This is a genomic window from Umezawaea sp. NPDC059074 (assembly GCF_042738955.1).
Taxonomy (GTDB): domain Bacteria; phylum Actinomycetota; class Actinomycetes; order Mycobacteriales; family Pseudonocardiaceae; genus Umezawaea.
On record NZ_JBHYHC010000126.1, the window covers coordinates 1 to 15,957 of the forward strand.

The following is a 15,957-nucleotide window of genomic DNA, read 5'->3' on the forward strand; positions in this document are numbered from 1 at the left end:
GGGGCCCCGGACGCCCCCGGGCCCCCGGCCGCCTCAGCTGTCGCCGCCCAGTTCCTCCACGGTCAGGCCGTGGGCCGCGGCGAACGCGACGGCCATCGTCAGGTCGACCGTCGCCCCGGCGATCTTCGCCTGCACCCAGCCGTTGGCGTCGATCCGCGCGCCGCGCAGGTCCGCTCCCGCCAGGTTCGTGCCGAGCAGCCGGGCCGCCTGGAGGTCCGCGCCGCGCAGGTCGGTGTCCCGCAGGTCGGCCTCGTTCAGGTTCGCCTCGCGGAACCGCAGCCCGCGCAGGTCGACCTTCCGCAGGTTCACCCGGACGAGGCTGGCGAGCGTGAGATCGGTCTCGTGCAACGAGATCGGCCGCAGCACGCACGCCGTGAACGACGACCCGAGCAGGCTGCACGACGTGAACGACGCCCCGGACAGCACGGCCCGGTCGAACGTGCAGGACCGGAACGCCGTCGCCGTGTGCTTGGAGTCCCCGAGGTCCGTGCTGCGGAACGTGCAGTTCGTGAACGTGCAGCCCTTCGTCACCAGCCCGCGCATGTCCGCTTCGCTGAAGTCGCACCGGTCGAACGACCGCCGTTCCCAGGACTCCTTGAACAGGACCGCGTCGGCGTAGTCCTCGCCGATGACCTCCGTGTCGTTCACGGACCACACCTAACCACCTGAGAGGCTCCTCACCGCACCGACGGTCGACGTTGCCCAGTTGGTAACCTGCGGCGGTCGGGCGAAACCGCCCGGCGCGCGGTCCCGGTGCAGAGACCGCCGCTGACAGGTCTGTCCTGCCTAGTGGTCGTGCCACCCGAGGACTCCGCCCCCTGGACCGTCATTCGGGAAGGCTCATGACCCGCACGCCCGTGAACGTCACCGTCACCGGTGCGGCCGGCCAGATCGGCTACGCACTGCTGTTCCGCATCGCTTCCGGCCACCTGCTGGGCGCGGACACCCCGGTTCGCCTGCGCCTGCTGGAGATCCCCCAGGCGGTCAAGGCCGCCGAGGGCACCGCCATGGAGCTCGACGACTGCGCGTTCCCGCTGCTGTCCGGCATCGACATCACCGACGACGCGAAGACCGCGTTCGACGGCGTCAACATCGCGCTGCTCGTCGGCGCCCGCCCGCGCAGCAAGGGCATGGAGCGGGGCGACCTGCTCTCGGCCAACGGCGGCATCTTCAAGCCCCAGGGCGAGGCCATCAACGCGGGCGCGGCGGACGACGTCCGCGTGCTCGTGGTGGGCAACCCGGCCAACACGAACGCCCTCATCGCCCAGCAGCACGCGCCGGACGTCCCGGCGGAGCGCTTCACCGCGATGACCCGCCTCGACCACAACCGCGCGCTGGCGCAGCTGTCGAAGAAGCTCGGCGTCTCCCTCGGTGAGATCAAGAAGCTCACGATCTGGGGCAACCACTCCGCCACGCAGTACCCGGACCTGTTCCACGCCGAGGTGAACGGCAAGACCGCCGCCGAGGCCGTGAACGACCAGGAGTGGTTGGAGGGCACCTTCATCCCGACGGTCGCGAAGCGCGGTGCGGCGATCATCGAGGCCCGTGGCCTCAGCAGCGCGGCGAGCGCGGCGAACGCCGCCATCGACCACGTGTACAGCTGGGTCAACGGCACCCCGGAGAACGACTGGACGTCGGCCGCGGTCGTCTCCGACGGCTCCTACGGCGTCCCGGAGGGCCTGATCTCCTCGTTCCCGGTCACCGCGAAGGACGGCCGCTACGAGATCGTCCAGGGCCTGGACATCGACGCCTTCTCCCGCGCCCGCATCGACGCCTCGGTCGCCGAGCTGGTCGAGGAGCGCGACGCGGTCAAGGAACTCGGCCTCATCTGATCCACCGCACGACGTGAAGGGGGCGGCCCACGGGCCGCCCCCTTCTCCGTCAGAACCCGATCCGCCCGTACGCGCGCGAAGCCAGTTCCCCCACCGCTTCCCGGACGACGGCGGGCGGTTCTCCCGCCACCACCCGCCGCCGGATCTCCGCGTGCAGCGCCCGGTCCACCCCGGCCACCACCGCCGCCACGACCCGCGCCTCCGGATCCCCGCCGAGGGCTTCCGCCAACGCCGCTTCGGCCAGTTCGCCGATCAGCCGCAACCGGGCCCGCAAGGCGGGACTCCCTTCCACCACGGCCCAGAACCCCGCGGTGTCCGACAGCCCCGTCGTGGCCTCCTCGCGTTGGAGTTCGGCCAGGAAGGCGTCCCGCACCCCCTCGACGCCACCGTCGCGAGCGGCCGCGGCCAACCGTCCCACCACCACGTCCTGCCGGTCGAAGAACAGGTCTTCCTTGGTGGGGAAGTAGTTGAACACCGTGTTGACCGACACCCGAGCGGCCTCGGCCACCTCGGCGACCGTCACCGCGTCGAACCCCCGCGCCACGAACAGCCCGGTGGCCACGTCGCTCACCAGCTCCCGCGTAGCGGCCTTCTTCTCTTCCCGAAGTCCCACGGGAAAAATCTTACACCGACACCAAACTTGGAGTGACACCAAGTATGGTCCCGGCCATGACCCTCACGTTCGGCATCTACGCGGGCGGCCGCATCGCCCTGGACGACGGTTCCCCGCCGGAAGACCCCGCCCGGCTCGCCAAGGCCCTGGACGACCTCCACGGCCCGCACCCGTTCCTCGTCCGCGCCTACGTCCACTACCCGACGTTGCACGAGGCCCCGCCGAACCCCGAAGCCCTCCTGAACGGCCACCGCCGCCTGGACCTGGTCGCCTGCTTCCGCGATCCCGGCCACGACCTCACCGGCTGGCTGGCGTTCCTCCGCGGCCTCCTGCACCGCCACGGCTCCACGCTGGCGACCCTCCAGATCACCGAGGAGCCGGACAACGCGGGCCCCGGCGGCGACGGCGAGTTCCCCGCCGTCCGCCAAGCGCTGGTGGAGGGCGTCATCGCCGCCAAGCGGGAAGCGCGAGCCCTGGGTCTGGACGTCCGCGTCGGCTGCAACTCCACCGCGATCTTCGACCCCGCCCAGGAGTTCTGGACCGACCTGGGCCGCCGGGGCGGCCGGGAGTTCCGCGAGTCCCTGGACTACGCGGGCCTCGACTTCTTCCCCGACGTGTTCCGCCCGATCCCCGCCGACCGGTTCCCCGACGCCGTCCGAGCCGTCCTCACGACCTTCCGCCACCACAGCCTGAAAGCCGCGGGCATCCCCGAGGACACCCCGGTCCACGTCACCGAGCACGGCTGGAGCACCGGCCCGGACCGCCCGGACTCCCGCCAGGCCGAAGTCCTCGACGCGGTCGTCCGCGAGATCGCCGCCTCGGACCTCAACATCACCACCTACGAGCACTTCTCGTTGCGGGACGCCGACAGCGGTCAGCCGGACCTCCTGCACAACCTTGGGCTGCTGCACGACGACCACACCCCGAAACCGGCGTTCGCCACCTACCGGGACCTGATCGCCGAGTTCACGAGTCCAGGAACGCCAGCACGTCCGGCGTGAACCGCGGGTCGCCCATCGGGTTGTGGCCGACCCTCGGGTAGCTGATCAGCCGCCCGTGCGGGATCCGCGCCGCGGTCTCGGCGAACATCTCCGGCGTCCAGAAGTAGTCCCGCTCCCCGCACACCACGAGCGTCGGCGCCGGGATGTCCGCCAACCGCTCGCGGACGTCGAACACGTCCTCGGCGCGCAGCACGGCGAGCATGTCCGACGGGTTCGCCGGCTTGCGCACGAACAGCCCGGCCGCCCACATCACGCCCGTCAACAACGGCAGCAGCACCGGGTTCCGCGTCATGCCCGGCGCGATCAGGTGGTAGCCGGGTTTGCCCTCGGCCAGCAGTTCACCCATCCGCAACTGCGGTCTGGCCAACGGCCCCAACGCGTACGCCCCGCTCACGACGACGCCCCGCCGCACCACCGACGGGTGCTCCACCAACACCTGCAACACGATCGAGGCCCCGGTCGAGTGCCCCATCAGGTCGACCGGGGCCCCGAACCGCTCACGCAACGCCACGGCGTGCTGGGCCGCCAGGTCTGACATCGTGGTGCCGGGGGCCAAACCCGGCTTCCGGTTCACCCAGAACACCTCGCGGTGCTCCGCCAGCGCCCGCACCTGGCTCAGCGCGATCCGCCGCCCCCACCCGGTGGGCACCGTGTGCTCCGGCCCGAAACCGGGTAGGAACACGAGCGGGCGCCCGCGCCCGATGGCCATGTACGGCAGCCCGCCCGGCAGGGTCCCAGTCCTCACGGAGGAGACGCTACTTGCGCATCACCTGGCCCGTTCCCGAACCCGAGATGCCCGCCGACGTCCACCCCGCCCTCGCCGCCACGGCCCGCGCCGCGTCCCAGGCGTACGGCGAGGCCCGGTTGGCGCACACGAGACTGGAGCTGCGCGAGGAGGTGGCCGACGGCGCGGACGGCACGCCCACCATGCGGGTCGACGCGATCGTGGAGGGGGCCATCGCCGACGCGGCGATGCGCAACGGGGCCAACCTGCTGTCCGAGGAGGCCGGGTTCATCGACAACGGGTCCGCGGAGACGCTGGTGATCGACCCGGTCGACGGGTCGGCGAACGCGGCGTTCGGCGTGCCCCTGTCGTGCTTCGCGGGCGTGGTCGTGCGCGACGGCGTGCCCACCGAGGCGCTGACCGTCTGGTTCGACACCGGCCGCTCGTGGTGGGCGCGCGCGGGCGAGCCCACGCCCTACCGGACGACGGGGCGCACCACGTTGGACGGCGCGTCGGTGTGCCTGATGCGCCCCAAGCGCGGCACCGAGGAGGCGTGGCACCGGATCGCGAACCGGGCGGACCGGATCCGCATCCTGTGCACCACCTGCCTGGAGACCGTGCTGGTCGCCGAGGGCTCGGTCGACGCGTTCATCGACCCCGGCTCGGACACCCACCGGATCATGGACCTGGCCGCCGCGCTGGTGACCGTGCCCGCGGCGGGCGGTGTGCTGCTCGACCTGCGCGGCAGGCCCTTCACGTTCGACCACGACCTGACCAAGCGGTGGTCCGGGGTCGCGGCCGCGACGCCCCAGCTGGCCGAGGCGCTGATCCAGGTCGCCCTCGACGGCGGCTGAGCCGTCCCGCCGTCGCCAAGGCCGCGAACGGCCTTGGCGACGGGTTCAGCTCTTCGTGCGGGACTCGACGAGGCAGTCCGGACCCGGGTACACCAGGCCTTCATGCCCGTCCACGAAGCGAATCAGGTACGGGGGAGCACCTTCCTCGCCGCGCACTTCGAGGATCTCGCCAAGCCGCTCCTCGACGCCGATCACGCGGCTGTGAACGTGCAACCTGTCGCCTACCAATGCCTGCATCTCTCTGCACCTCCGATGGCCACCAGCGTAGGTGGCCGGAGCGGCGGACGACAGACCACCAAGGTTTGGTTTCAACCGGCGGAAAGGTGTTCCCCCAACGGGTGCGCGCGTGTGGGGGACGCCGTCAGCTCGCGCACGCGGAGTTGAGGGTGTTGAGCTTGTCGAGCTTCTGCTGCAACCAGCCCGCCGCGGACGCCGGGTCGAGGTCGCTGAGGGTGACGGAGCTGAGCTGCTGGGCCGACGCCTCGAGCGCCTGCTTGAGCGTCGTGTCGCCCGCCTGCTCGGCCAGCTTCGTCATCTCCTCGGCCTTCTTGTGGGCGTCGTCCACGGCGGCCTGCGGGTTGCTCAGGTCCGGCGTGAAGCCCAGCAGCTTCACCGCGTCCAGGCAGAGCTGGACCTTGTTCGCGGCGTTGTTGACCGAGTTCGCCGCGTTCGTCGCCTCGTTGACGGCATCGCAGCCGGAGGCAGCACCTGCCAGTCCGAGTGCCAGCACAACGGTGGCCACCGACCGGGAACCGCGCATGTGAACTCCAGGATCGTCGTCATCGACTGTCGGGTGAAACTCCGACATTACCGACATCGCGCGCCGCGTGACGGCGTTCGTACAACCCGCGCACCACGTCATCGATGTCGGATTCCTCGACGGACAGGTCGTGCACCTCCGCGCGGGCGGCCACGGCCGTGATCAGCGCGGCCGCCGTGGTCCGGTCGCGGCGGAACGCGAGGTGCTGCCGCTTGCCGCCCAGCTCCAGCCGCACGGACGTGACGCCGGGCAGGCCCTCCAGCGCCGGGGCGGGGTCCTCGAGGTCCACGACCAGCACCCGTTCCGGGCTCACCTCGGCCCGCAGGTCGGCCAACGGGCCGTCGGCGAGCACGGTCCCGTGGTCGATCACCACCAGCCGCGGGCACAGCCGCTGGATGTCGTCGAGGTCGTGCGTCGTCAGCAGCACCGTGGTGCCGCGCTTGGTGTTCAGCTCCGCCAGGAACTCCCGCAGCCGCTCCTTGGACTCCAGGTCCAGCCCGATCGTGGGCTCGTCGAGCACCAGCAGCTCCGGCGCGTGCAGCAGCGACGCCGTGACCTCGCCGCGCATCCGCTGCCCCAGCGACAGCTGCCGCACGGGCGTGGCCAGGAACGGCCCCAGTTCGAGGAGTTCCACGCACTCCGCGAGCCGCCGGGCGTAGTCCGGTCCGGACACCCGGTAGATCGTCCGCAGGAGGTCGAAGCTGTCCAGCAGCGGCAGGTCCCACCAGAGCTGGCTGCGCTGCCCGAACACGACGCCGATCCGCCGGGCCAGTTCCTTGCGCTGCCGCGACGGGTCGATGCCGGACACCAGCACGGTCCCCGAGGTAGGCACGAGGATGCCGGTCAGCATCTTGATCGTCGTCGACTTCCCGGCCCCGTTCGGTCCGACGTACCCGACGGCCTCCCCGGCGGCCACGTCGAAGCTGACCCCGTCGACCGCCGCCACCGTGTCGTGCGTCCGCCGCAGGAACCCGGTCTTCCGGCTCACGCGGAACTCCCGGCGCAGGTCGCGCACCTCGATCATGATCCAGTCCCTCGGTAGTGTCGGACGGCGAACTTCCAGGTCACCCCGGCCAGGCAGGCGACGGCGGCGGCGACCAGCGGGCCGACCCAGCCCAGCCACGCGGGCGCGCCCAGCGGGTCGGCGCGGTCCAGCAGCGCCAGCGCCGGGTAGTAGGCGACGAACGCGCCGGGCACCACGAACGCCATCAACCGCCGCAGCCACCCCGAGTACACGCTGATCGGGTACGAGGTGAACGTGCTGCTGCCGTAGGTCACGGTGTTCGCCAGCTCGCGCCCGTCGACCAGCCAGAAGCACACCGAGCACGCGACCACCCACACCCCGCCGAAGATCACCGCGCCCGCGACCGGCGTCACGGCCAGCAGGACGACCGACCACGGCGTCCACACGACCTCGTTGTGCGCCAGCGCGTAGCCGAGCACGACCAGGCCCGCCAGCACCCGTCCGAGCCGCTTGAGGGGCAGGTCCGACGACATCAGCTGGGGCAGCGTGCCCAACGGCCGCAGCAGCAGGGTGTCGAACTTCCCCGTCCGGATCAGCGTCGGCAGCGTGTCCAGCTGCCCGGCGAACAGGTCCGCGAGCCCGAACGCGGTGCCCGCGAACGCGTACACCAGCAGCACCTCGTCGACGGAGAACCCGCCCAGCGCCGTGACCCGGTTGAACAGCACCAGGATCACCACCAGCTCGCCGCCCTGCGCCAGCGCCTGCGCGGCGCAGTCGAGCAGGAACGACGCCCGGTACGACAGCTGCCCGCGCAGCCGGGCGTGCAGGATCCTCCGGTACACGCCCTCAGCCACCTTGCACCACGACCTTCCGCACGGCACGGGCGAGCACCAGCTTGCCCAGCAGGAACAGGACGACCGCCCACGCCACCTGGTGCGCGAGCGTCAGCCACAGCGACCCGTGCTCCAGGAACACGTCGATCGGGCCCTGCATGATCGCCGGGAACGGCGTGAACCACAGCGCGAACCGCGCCCACTCGGGGAAGAAGTCGAGCGGCACCGTCAACCCGCAGAGGATCCCGGTGCCCACGCCGAACAGCGACCCCACGCCCCGGTTGTCCAGCAACCAGAACGTGCTGGCGTTCACCAGGAACCGCATCCCGAAGCTGACCAGCACCGCCAGCACCGCGCTGACCGCGAACAGCGGCCACCGCTCCACCGACGGCCAGCGGAACGGGAAGAACAGCGCCCCGACCACCACCGGCGGCGCCAACCGCGTCAGCGCGCAGTACCCGGCCCGCCCCAGGTCCTCGGCGAGCGCCGCCACCTGGAGGTCCCACGGCCGGTACAGGTCCACCACGACGTCCCCGGTGCGGATCCGGTCGGACAGCGCCGAATCCCCCCACAGCACCACGAACGCCAGCAGCCCCTGCCCCAGCCACACGTAGGTGACCGTGGCGGCGACGTCGTAGCCCCCGATCCGCCCACCCGCGGCCGAGTCCAGCGCCGCCAGCAGGACGGCCATCCTCAACAGACCGAACACCACGTTCGTGGCCGTGCCCGCGACCATCGCCTGCCGGTAGGTCGAATACCTCCGGAAACCGGCTGCCACGAGCCGGACCTGACTGGAACCCCACGCACGCACGTCGATCAACGCTACGGCCGCGCGCAACCGCTTTTACGAGGTCGTGCCCAGCACCTCGCGGCGGAAGCCCTCGGCGAAGCGCTGGGTGCGCACCACCTCGCCCAGCCGGACGTCGAGCGCCGACTCGGCGTCGATCGCCCGCCGCAGCGGGTCGAGCGGGTCGAGCACCAGGCGCTCCGACTCGTTCGGGTCCCAGAGCACCTCCGGCGTCCGCTCGCACTGCTTCTGCGCGGCCTGCGACGAGTGGGACACCTTGCCGGACCCGAGCAGCCGCAGCTCTAGCGCAGGGCGCAGTGGAACTCCACGACCTCGAACAGCCCCGGCTCCGCGAGCTGCTCCTCCGCCGAGCGCGCCTTCTGCGCCACCATGTCCGCCACCTGGTCGCCGTTGACCAGCACGCCGTACGCGTCGATGCCCGGGTCGTTGCCGCCGCCGGTGCGGAAGGCGTCCGGGCTGACGAGGTCCGCGCTTCTCCTACTGCCGCTCGGTACGGGCTCTGACCAGCACTTCCTCGGCGGTCAACGCGCTGGACGGGTGGTGGCTCAGGCACATCGGCGACCGGACCCTGCGGAACGGCAGGCCTTCGCCGACGGCGTAGAACTGGCCCGCGGTCAGCCGCGAGATGTCCAGGACGGTGCTGCCCTTGGCCGCCGCCATCTCCTTGGCGGCGGCGACCTGGGTGGGGCTGTTGATGAAGCCGAAGTACTGCGTGGCCGCGTTGCCGACGATCCGGTTGTGGATGCCCTTCGGCGCCTGCGTGGCGAACACCAGCCCCAGCCCGTACTTCCGGGCCTGCGACGCGAGCGCCAGCGTGCTGGACGTGCACGCCGTCATCGCCCCCGACGGCGCCAGGGTCTGGGCCTCGTCCATCACGAACAGCCCGCCCAGCGGGCGGTCGCCCGCCGGGTGCCGCTTGATCCACGCGAACAGCGCCATCTGCAGCTGGTTGACGAAGCTCTGCCGCTGCTGGTCCGACGGCAGGCCGATGAGGCTGATCACCGAGATCCGGGCGCGCTTGCCGGGCGCGGGCGTGAGCAGGACTCCGGGGTCGAACGGCGTGCCCGAGCCGCCGAACAGCGGGTCGTTGATCATCGCCGCCTTGAGGGTCTCGGACATGTCGGCCGCCATCGCCTGGCCCTTGGTGAGCGAGGTGACGCCGTCCGGCAGGTCGCTCAGCAGGTCGAGGAACGATTCGAGGCTCCCGCCGCCCGTGTGGGCGAAGTAGGCCAGCGCCTCCTTCAACGCCGCCCGCGCGAGGTCCGCCTTCACCGTCGAGCCGTCCGCGCGGGCCCGTGGCGCCAGCCCCGCCACGGCGGTGTCGAGCGCGAGCCGGAACTCGTCCGGATCACCCTTCAAGGCGGCCAGGTCGGGCAGGGGTTGGAAGCTCAGCGGCCGCCCCGACTCGTAGTTGGGCGTCCAGACCACGACGTCGGTGCCCGCCAGGTAGTCGGCGGCCTTGACGTCGTCGCCGGGGCTCCAGCCGCCGGGCGGCTTCGGCCACGCGTCGCCCAGCCGGGCCAGGTCGTTGTTCGGGTCGAGCACGATCGCGGACACGCCCTGGAGCGCGCACTCCTCCAGCAGTCTGCGGATCAGCACCGTCTTCCCCGAGCCGGACCCCGCGAAGATCACCGCGTGCTTGCGCAGCGCCTCCAGCGGGATCGGCACCGGCTCATCGGTGTCCGTGCTCTCGCCCAGCGAGAGGAACCCCGGTGGCACGGCGACCGCCGCCGGTGCCGGGGCGGGTGGCTCCACGACGTCGAGGTCCTCGTCCGGCCACCCGGCGTTGTCGTCGTGGGGCAGGGGGAGCGCCGGTCCACCGGGGTCCGGCTCCCGCTCCGGCTCGCCGAAGACCGCGCGGAACAGCGCGGTGCCGCTCGCGGGCTTGCGCTGCTGGAGCCAGGGCTTGAGACCGGGAGGGTCCTCGTCCCACAGCTTCTCCAGCGCGTCGAACGCCTTCAGATCGTCCAGGTCCACCCGGTCCAGGAACACCCCGCCCGCCGCGAGGAACGCGTCCAGCTTCTCGCCGGTCTTCTTCGTGGTGGTCTTCCACGGACCGGTGCGCAGCAGGAAGGCCTTGCGCTTGGGGACGTTCGGGTCGAGACCGGCGGCGACGCGCAGGCGTTCGATGCGGTTCTGCGCCGCCCGCGGGTCGGCGCTGGCGACGGCGCGGAAGCACCAGTGGGCCTGGTCCTCGCTCTCCTCGTCCAGGATCCGCCGCAGCTTCGCGTGCAGCGAGGGGTTCGCGCCCTGCCGGTTGTCCAGCGAGTACCGCTTGCGGTCGTCGCCCTGCTCGAAGATGTAGGTGCGCAGCCCGGCCGTCAGCAGCTCGGGCATCCGCGAGTCCTCGCCGACCTTGTCCAGCGCGATGCTGAGGTCCGCGGCCCGCGCGAGGGCGGCGAACCGCTCGTCCAGCGAGTCGGCTTGCGCGTCCGACACGGACTCGACCTGCGGTTTCCGCCGGGTCTTGAGGCCGACCCTGCTGGTGAGGCTCGCCAGCGTCACCAGCACGCCCGCTTCCAGGCAGGTCCTGATGTGCTCGTCGACCTGCTTGAACAGCTGACGGGGGGTGAAGTGCACGGCTCCGGAGAACGCGTCGGGCATGACCGGCCAACTCGGGTACGGCGGCGTGAAGCCCACCTCCTCGAACCGCTGCCGGAACCGGGTCTCCACCAGCGCCTGCCCGATCGCCGCCGTCGGCACCGTCTTCAGCCGCGACTCCTGCCGGAACCGGGAGATCACCGCCCCGGTGGTGTGCTTCTCGAGGCTCGACCACACCTGGTGCTGGCAGGCGACGACGGACACCGTGCGCTGCATGGTCTCGCGCAGGGCCATCAGCCCCGACCCGACCTGGTCCAGCAGGTTCTCCGTCTCGCCGGACGGGACGGAGGAGTCCTCGTGGGTCAGCCGCTGGGACTGCGAGATCAGCGTGTCGATCTGGTCGATGGCGAGCAGGCTCGGCCCGGTCAGCGAGATCAGCCGGGACAGCTCGCCGACGATCTGGTGCGCGTCCTTCGGATCGGGGTGGATGCCCCAGCTGTTCCGCTCACCGGGCACCGCCTCGCTCGCCGAGACGAGGTAGGACTCGCCCACCTCGTTCGCGGCGAGGTCCTTGGCCGCGAGCAGGACCAGGGCTCGGGCGGTGTGCCTGCACTCGTGCCCGCGCTGGGGATCCGTCCTGCCCAACGCGTGCACGACCTCGTCGAGCGCCCACTTGGTGAGCGGCGCCTCGCCGACGACCTGGCGCCGTGCCTCGTCCGGCAGGTCCAGCCGGTTGGCGAGCCGCACCAGCACCACCGTGAGCTGCCGCTCGCCGCTCGGCCCCGAGTAGTGCAGGCCGTTGCGCAGCGCGTGGACGATGTTCTGCCAGAAGTCGCTCTGCGACAGGCTCACGAGGAAGAAGTAGCCGCCCCGTCGCCGCACCTCGGCCCGCACGACGCCGAGCATGTGCGTCTTCCCGGAACCCTGCTGGCCGGTGATGGCGACGCCGAGCGGACTCGGGCCCCGACTCGCCTTGGCGTCGTCGTAGGCGGCCATGACCGTTGTCAGCGCGGTCTCGTTGAGGCCTTCGACGTGCGGGGTCGTCGGGTCCCACACGTCCTCCGGGGTCGGTGCCCAGTCGAACCGCAGGTTCTCCAGCGCCTTGCGCTCCTGGTCGTCCATGCGTGGCGTCCTCAGGCGTGGTCGATGGACAGCAGGTGCTTGTCCTCGCCGCCGACGTGGACGGCCGCGTCGCGCTCCGCCTCGGACAGCATCTTCTGGTTGGCCTCGGGGATCAGGTAGGTCGACGGCTCCAGGTCGAGGCGCACCAGTGCCGCGTCCACCTCCTCGCGCGACAGGTGGGACAGCGCGTCGCGCAGCTGCGCCAGGCTGACCCACGCTCCCGGACGTGACGCCAGGGACTCGTACGCGGCTCGGACCTCCCCCGCGGGGTCGACGGGTGCCGGGGCGGGCGTCGAGTCGTCGGGGGCGAAGAAGTCGGCCATCTCCAGCCGAGACCTCGTGAGGTGCCGGTCGAGGGCGCGGGCGAGGCCGAAGAGCAGGCGGTACGGCTTCTGCACGCCCGCCGGGGTCTTCGCCGTCAACTCCGCGCGGCACTGCCGCCAGCCGTCATCGGTGAGTTCGTGGACGAACGCGCCGCGCAGTTCCTTCGCCTTGCGCGCGGACACGAATCCCAAACCGACGAGCCGATCGCGGACCTTCTTGTCGATCGTGAAGCCGTACTCCTCGCGGATGTCCGTGTTCGAGGCTTCCTCGACGAACAGCATGAGGGCGAACAACGCTGATTTTTCCGGAATGCTGAGCAGGACGTCCACCGCGCGCGATCTCCAATGGGGCAGGCAGGGAGCTGAACGCGGCCAACCCTAGCCGCCCGCACCCTCGCAGGTGAGCGATTCGCTCGACTGGCGCAGTGAATGGCGGTGGAAAGTCACAGCGGGGTTCGCGGACTCGTGGAGATCCTCCGAGAAGTCGATTTTCACAACTCGTTCGGCGGTATGCGGTACGGCATTCGAGGGACGATTCCACGCCATTTCCGCATAATTGCGGAAATGGCGTTCGAGTGGATCAGCGCTGAGCGGACAGCACCCCGTCGAGCAGTCCGGGGTACAGGACGTTCAGGTCGTCGCGGCGCAGCGTGCTGATCCGGGACGTGCCCTCGGGGCGCACGGTGATCACGCCCGCCTCGCGCAGCGTGCGGATGTGGTGGGTGCGCGTCGACTTGCTGATGCCGAGCTCGATCGCGCCGCAGGCGATGCCGGTGTCGCTGCCCGCGAGCGCGCGGACGATCGTCAGGCGGACCGGGTCGGCGAGCGCGTGCAGGACGGCCTCGATCCGGATCTGGTCGCGGTCCGGGTGTTCCAGTGAGTTGTCCACGTCACCAATAGTACGATACTTGTCGTAGTTCGATGAAACTCGTAGTACGGTCGGCGTCGAACCTCACTGGAGCCGATGCTGGGAGTCCGATGTCCGCCCGCACGTACCTGCTCGCCGCCGGAGCCTTCACCGTGGGCACCAGCGGTTACATCCTGTCCGGCCTCCTGCCCGCCGTGAGCCGCGAACTGGACGTGTCGCTGTCCACCGCGGGCCAGCTGCTCACCGTGTTCGCCCTGTCCTACGCCGTCGCCGCCCCCGTCCTGGCCGCCCTCACCGGCCGCTGGAACCGCAGGCAGCTGCTGGTCGTGGCGCTGGTCGTCTCGGCGATCGGCAACATCCTGTCCGCGCTGGCCCCGAACTACCCGCTGCTGCTCGTCGCCCGCGTGATCAGCGCGCTCGGCGCCGCCGCGTACACCCCGGCCGCCACGCTGGTCGCGACCGCGTTGACGACCCCCGAACACCGCGGCCGGGCGGTCGCCACGGTCTTCGGCGGCCTGACGTTCTCGCTGATCATCGGCGTCCCCGCGGGCAGCCTCCTCGGCGGCTCGATCGGCTACCAGGGCGTGTTCGCCGCCGTCGGCGCGCTGTCCCTCGTCGCCGCCGTCATCGTCCGCCTCGGCGTCCCGCAGGTCGCCGCACCGCCCGTCGTGACGATCCGCGAGCGCTTCGCCGTCGCCGCCGACCGCCGCGTCCTGCCGGTGCTGGGCATGACCGTCCTGGCGTGCTTGGCCGCGTTCGGCGTGTTCACCTACATCTCACCGCTGCTCGCCGCGACCGCCGGCATCCACGGCACCGTGATCTCGCTGCTGCTGTTCGCCTACGGCGTCGGCGGCGCGATCGGCAACTCCCTCGGCGGCAGGCTCACCGACCGCTTCGGCAGCCAACGCCTGCTGGTGGTCATCTTCGCCGTCTTCATCGCCGTCCTGGTGACCCTCCCGCTCACCGCCACCACCACGATCACGGCGGGCATCGCCCTGTTCGTCTGGGGCCTGTTCACCTGGTCGGTCAACCCACCCATCCAGAACTGGCTGATCGAGTTGGCCCCCACCAACAGCGGCCTCCTGCTGTCCCTCAACGCCTCCGCCATCTACCTCGGCGTCGGCATCTCGGGCGTCTTCGGCGGCCTGATCATCGACAACGTCGGCATCACCCTGCTCCCCCCGATCGCGGGCATCCTCGCCCTGGCAGCCTTCGGCCTCCTGATCCACGCCCGCCGCGTGAGCCGGAAGCCGGAACCGGAGCAGGTCCTGCTAGCCGCCTGACCCGAACGCGCTGGTGGTCGTCTCGCCGCCTTCGGCGGGCGATCCCATGCAGAGGAAGTAGTTGCGGTCACCGTCCGCGTAGCCGACGACGCCGACCTGCCAGGTCGACGTGTCGACCGTCGGCCTGGTGTTGGCGGCCATCGCGGCCTTGGTGCAGACCCCCGAGATCTCGGGGGCCTTCAAAAGGGTGTCGCTGTCGACCTTGGGGATGTCGCCCGACAGCCACCCGCCCGCGAAGGCCTCCCAGTAGTGCTCATCGGCGCAGGTGCCGGTCTTGCGCGAGGTGGTCGCCTGCCCGCCGAACTCGTTGAAGCCGTTGTAGCAGGCCTGTTCCGCCACGCAGTACCCCGTCGCGCACGCCTTGAGGAAGGGCGGCGGCAGGTCGCCCGCCGTTTTCGAGGCGGAGCCGCCCGTGTCGTTCGTGCCGCTCGGCTTCCCCGCGGCCGTGGTCCCGTCCTTCGGGATCAGCCACCACGCGCCCGCGCCGATCGCCACCACGACGACGACGGCGGCCAGCACGACCGGCCACCGCTTCTTCTCCGTGCGCACCGAGGGGTCGGCCTGCCGGATCTGCGGCGGTTGGCTGATCTGCGGCGGCGCCACCGGCGGAGGGGGCGGGGGCGACACGGCGACGGCGCCGCGCAGTTCGTCCCGCAGCCGGGCGGCCGTCGGCGTCCGGGCGTTCACGTCGGGGTGCAGGGCCCGCACCAGGGTGTGGTGGAACTCGACCGGCACGCCCGGCACCGGCGGCACGGGGGAGCGCAGCACCTCGCCGAGGTGGTCGAACGACTCGATCGGCCACGGCACCGGGCGCGGGGGTTTGCCCGCCAGCAGGTCGTAGAGGGTCGCGGCCAGCGAGTACACGTCGCCCGCCGCCGTCGGCGCGGCCATCGCGAACGCTTCCGGCGGCGCGTAGCTGGGGCTGAGGGCGTCGCGGGTCGCGGTGCTGTCGCCCGCCGCGTCGACCAGCGCCGCCAGCCCGAAGTCCGCGAGCTTCGCCGTCCCGTACCGGTCGACGAGGATGTTGCCGGGCTTGATGTCCCGGTGCAGCACGCCTTCCGCGTGCGCGGCGGCCAGCGCGTCCGCCAGCTGCACGCCGAGGTGCCGGACCTGCTCGGCGGGCAACGGCCCGTTCTTGTCCAGCACGTCGTGCAGCGATCCGCCGGTGCACAGCTCCATCACGATGTACGGCATGCCCTGCGGCGTGATGTTCGCGTCGTGCACCCCGACCACGTTCGGGTGCCCGGACAGCCGCGCGGCGGCGTGCGCCTCGCGCAGGAACCGCCGCCGGTCGCGTTCGTTGACCAGCACCCGGTTGTCGATCTTCACCGCGACGTCGCGCCCGAGTTGCACCTGGTGAGCGCGGTAGACGGTGGCGAACCCACCCGACCCCAGAGGTTGCAGATTCGTCAGTCCGGGAATGTGCACGCG

Annotated in this window: 17 protein-coding genes; 4 read left to right on the forward strand and 13 right to left on the reverse strand. The window is 71.3% G+C overall.

Annotated features, from left to right (window positions below; all coding sequences use genetic code 11):
• Positions 1 to 33: 33 nt before the first annotated feature.
• Positions 34 to 648 (reverse strand): pentapeptide repeat-containing protein, encoded by a 615-nt coding sequence (locus ACFWW9_RS36775; protein WP_390386972.1) that lies wholly within the window; start codon positions 646 to 648, stop codon positions 34 to 36.
• Between the two features lie 194 nt (positions 649 to 842).
• Here ACFWW9_RS36775 and ACFWW9_RS36780 point away from each other — a divergent pair, with 194 nt between their 5' ends.
• Positions 843 to 1,832 carry a malate dehydrogenase gene (locus tag ACFWW9_RS36780; RefSeq protein WP_390386973.1) on the forward strand — a complete coding sequence of 330 codons (990 nt, stop codon included), beginning with the start codon at positions 843 to 845 and terminating at the stop codon, positions 1,830 to 1,832.
• Positions 1,833 to 1,881: 49 nt separating this feature from the next.
• Here ACFWW9_RS36780 and ACFWW9_RS36785 read toward each other — a convergent pair whose 3' ends face one another.
• Positions 1,882 to 2,445 carry a TetR/AcrR family transcriptional regulator gene (locus tag ACFWW9_RS36785; protein WP_390386974.1) on the reverse strand — a complete coding sequence of 188 codons (564 nt, stop codon included), beginning with the start codon at positions 2,443 to 2,445 and terminating at the stop codon, positions 1,882 to 1,884.
• A 56-nt stretch (positions 2,446 to 2,501) separates the two neighbouring features.
• On the opposite strand from ACFWW9_RS36785, the gene ACFWW9_RS36790 reads away from it, so the two are divergent.
• A complete protein-coding gene (locus tag ACFWW9_RS36790; RefSeq protein ID WP_390386975.1) occupies positions 2,502 to 3,446 on the forward strand; it encodes a hypothetical protein in 945 nt (314 codons plus the stop codon).
• Here ACFWW9_RS36790 and ACFWW9_RS36795 read toward each other — a convergent pair.
• Positions 3,412 to 4,191: an alpha/beta fold hydrolase gene (locus tag ACFWW9_RS36795; RefSeq protein WP_390386976.1), complete on the reverse strand. Its 780-nt coding sequence runs from the start codon at positions 4,189 to 4,191 to the stop codon at positions 3,412 to 3,414. The two genes, ACFWW9_RS36790 and ACFWW9_RS36795, sit on opposite strands and share 35 nt — an antisense overlap.
• Positions 4,192 to 4,205: 14 nt before the next feature.
• Between ACFWW9_RS36795 and ACFWW9_RS36800 the strand changes: the two genes are divergently transcribed.
• Positions 4,206 to 5,024, forward strand: a complete 819-nt coding sequence (locus tag ACFWW9_RS36800; protein WP_390386978.1) for an inositol monophosphatase family protein — start codon at positions 4,206 to 4,208, stop codon at positions 5,022 to 5,024.
• A gap of 45 nt (positions 5,025 to 5,069) precedes the next feature.
• On the opposite strand, the gene ACFWW9_RS36805 is transcribed toward ACFWW9_RS36800, so the two are convergent.
• From ACFWW9_RS36805 to ACFWW9_RS36845, 9 genes are all read right to left on the reverse strand, one after another.
• Complete coding sequence (locus ACFWW9_RS36805) at positions 5,070 to 5,261, reverse strand: DUF1918 domain-containing protein (protein WP_390386979.1); 192 nt, start codon at positions 5,259 to 5,261, stop codon at positions 5,070 to 5,072.
• Between the two features lie 124 nt (positions 5,262 to 5,385).
• Positions 5,386 to 5,784, reverse strand: coding sequence for a bacteriophage spanin2 family protein (locus ACFWW9_RS36810; RefSeq protein WP_390386980.1), 399 nt, complete (start codon positions 5,782 to 5,784; stop codon positions 5,386 to 5,388).
• A gap of 19 nt (positions 5,785 to 5,803) precedes the next feature.
• Positions 5,804 to 6,808: an ATP-binding cassette domain-containing protein gene (locus ACFWW9_RS36815; protein WP_390386981.1), complete on the reverse strand. Its 1,005-nt coding sequence runs from the start codon at positions 6,806 to 6,808 to the stop codon at positions 5,804 to 5,806.
• Positions 6,805 to 7,590 carry an ABC transporter permease gene (locus tag ACFWW9_RS36820; RefSeq protein ID WP_390386982.1) on the reverse strand — a complete coding sequence of 262 codons (786 nt, stop codon included), beginning with the start codon at positions 7,588 to 7,590 and terminating at the stop codon, positions 6,805 to 6,807. The genes ACFWW9_RS36815 and ACFWW9_RS36820 overlap by 4 nt, the downstream gene beginning before the upstream one ends.
• A 4-nt stretch (positions 7,591 to 7,594) precedes the next feature.
• Positions 7,595 to 8,359: an ABC transporter permease gene (locus tag ACFWW9_RS36825; protein WP_390386983.1), complete on the reverse strand. Its 765-nt coding sequence runs from the start codon at positions 8,357 to 8,359 to the stop codon at positions 7,595 to 7,597.
• Between the two features lie 66 nt (positions 8,360 to 8,425).
• Positions 8,426 to 8,644, reverse strand: a complete 219-nt coding sequence (locus ACFWW9_RS36830) for a hypothetical protein (protein WP_390386984.1) — start codon at positions 8,642 to 8,644, stop codon at positions 8,426 to 8,428.
• A gap of 222 nt (positions 8,645 to 8,866) precedes the next feature.
• Positions 8,867 to 12,052, reverse strand: a complete 3,186-nt coding sequence (locus ACFWW9_RS36835) for a helicase HerA domain-containing protein (protein ID WP_390386986.1) — start codon at positions 12,050 to 12,052, stop codon at positions 8,867 to 8,869.
• Between the two features lie 11 nt (positions 12,053 to 12,063).
• Complete coding sequence (locus tag ACFWW9_RS36840; RefSeq protein WP_390386987.1) at positions 12,064 to 12,705, reverse strand: hypothetical protein; 642 nt, start codon at positions 12,703 to 12,705, stop codon at positions 12,064 to 12,066.
• Positions 12,706 to 12,955: 250 nt separating this feature from the next.
• Positions 12,956 to 13,264 carry an ArsR/SmtB family transcription factor gene (locus ACFWW9_RS36845; protein ID WP_390386988.1) on the reverse strand — a complete coding sequence of 103 codons (309 nt, stop codon included), beginning with the start codon at positions 13,262 to 13,264 and terminating at the stop codon, positions 12,956 to 12,958.
• Between the two features lie 89 nt (positions 13,265 to 13,353).
• Here ACFWW9_RS36845 and ACFWW9_RS36850 point away from each other — a divergent pair, with 89 nt between their 5' ends.
• The gene (locus ACFWW9_RS36850) at positions 13,354 to 14,526 is read left to right on the forward strand and encodes an MFS transporter (RefSeq protein ID WP_390386989.1); all 1,173 of its coding nucleotides are present in this window, start codon (positions 13,354 to 13,356) and stop codon (positions 14,524 to 14,526) included.
• On the opposite strand, the gene ACFWW9_RS36855 is transcribed toward ACFWW9_RS36850, so the two are convergent.
• The gene (locus tag ACFWW9_RS36855) at positions 14,515 to 15,954 is read right to left on the reverse strand and encodes a serine/threonine-protein kinase (RefSeq protein ID WP_390386990.1); all 1,440 of its coding nucleotides are present in this window, start codon (positions 15,952 to 15,954) and stop codon (positions 14,515 to 14,517) included. The genes ACFWW9_RS36850 and ACFWW9_RS36855 overlap by 12 nt on opposite strands.
• Between the last annotated feature and the right edge of the window lie 3 nt (positions 15,955 to 15,957).

What these genes read in the sequence shown, in the direction of transcription:
- ACFWW9_RS36780 (WP_390386973.1), top strand. Translation starts at nt 843, where the DNA reads ATGACCCGCACGCCCGTGAACGTCACCGTCACCGGTGCGGCCGGCCAG.
- ACFWW9_RS36790 (WP_390386975.1), top strand. Translation starts at nt 2,502, where the DNA reads ATGACCCTCACGTTCGGCATCTACGCGGGCGGCCGCATCGCCCTGGAC.
- ACFWW9_RS36805 (WP_390386979.1), bottom strand. Translation starts at nt 5,261, where the DNA reads ATGCAGGCATTGGTAGGCGACAGGTTGCACGTTCACAGCCGCGTGATC.
- ACFWW9_RS36810 (WP_390386980.1), bottom strand. Translation starts at nt 5,784, where the DNA reads ATGCGCGGTTCCCGGTCGGTGGCCACCGTTGTGCTGGCACTCGGACTG.
- ACFWW9_RS36815 (WP_390386981.1), bottom strand. Translation starts at nt 6,808, where the DNA reads ATGATCGAGGTGCGCGACCTGCGCCGGGAGTTCCGCGTGAGCCGGAAG.
- ACFWW9_RS36835 (WP_390386986.1), bottom strand. Translation starts at nt 12,052, where the DNA reads ATGGACGACCAGGAGCGCAAGGCGCTGGAGAACCTGCGGTTCGACTGG.
- ACFWW9_RS36850 (WP_390386989.1), top strand. Translation starts at nt 13,354, where the DNA reads ATGTCCGCCCGCACGTACCTGCTCGCCGCCGGAGCCTTCACCGTGGGC.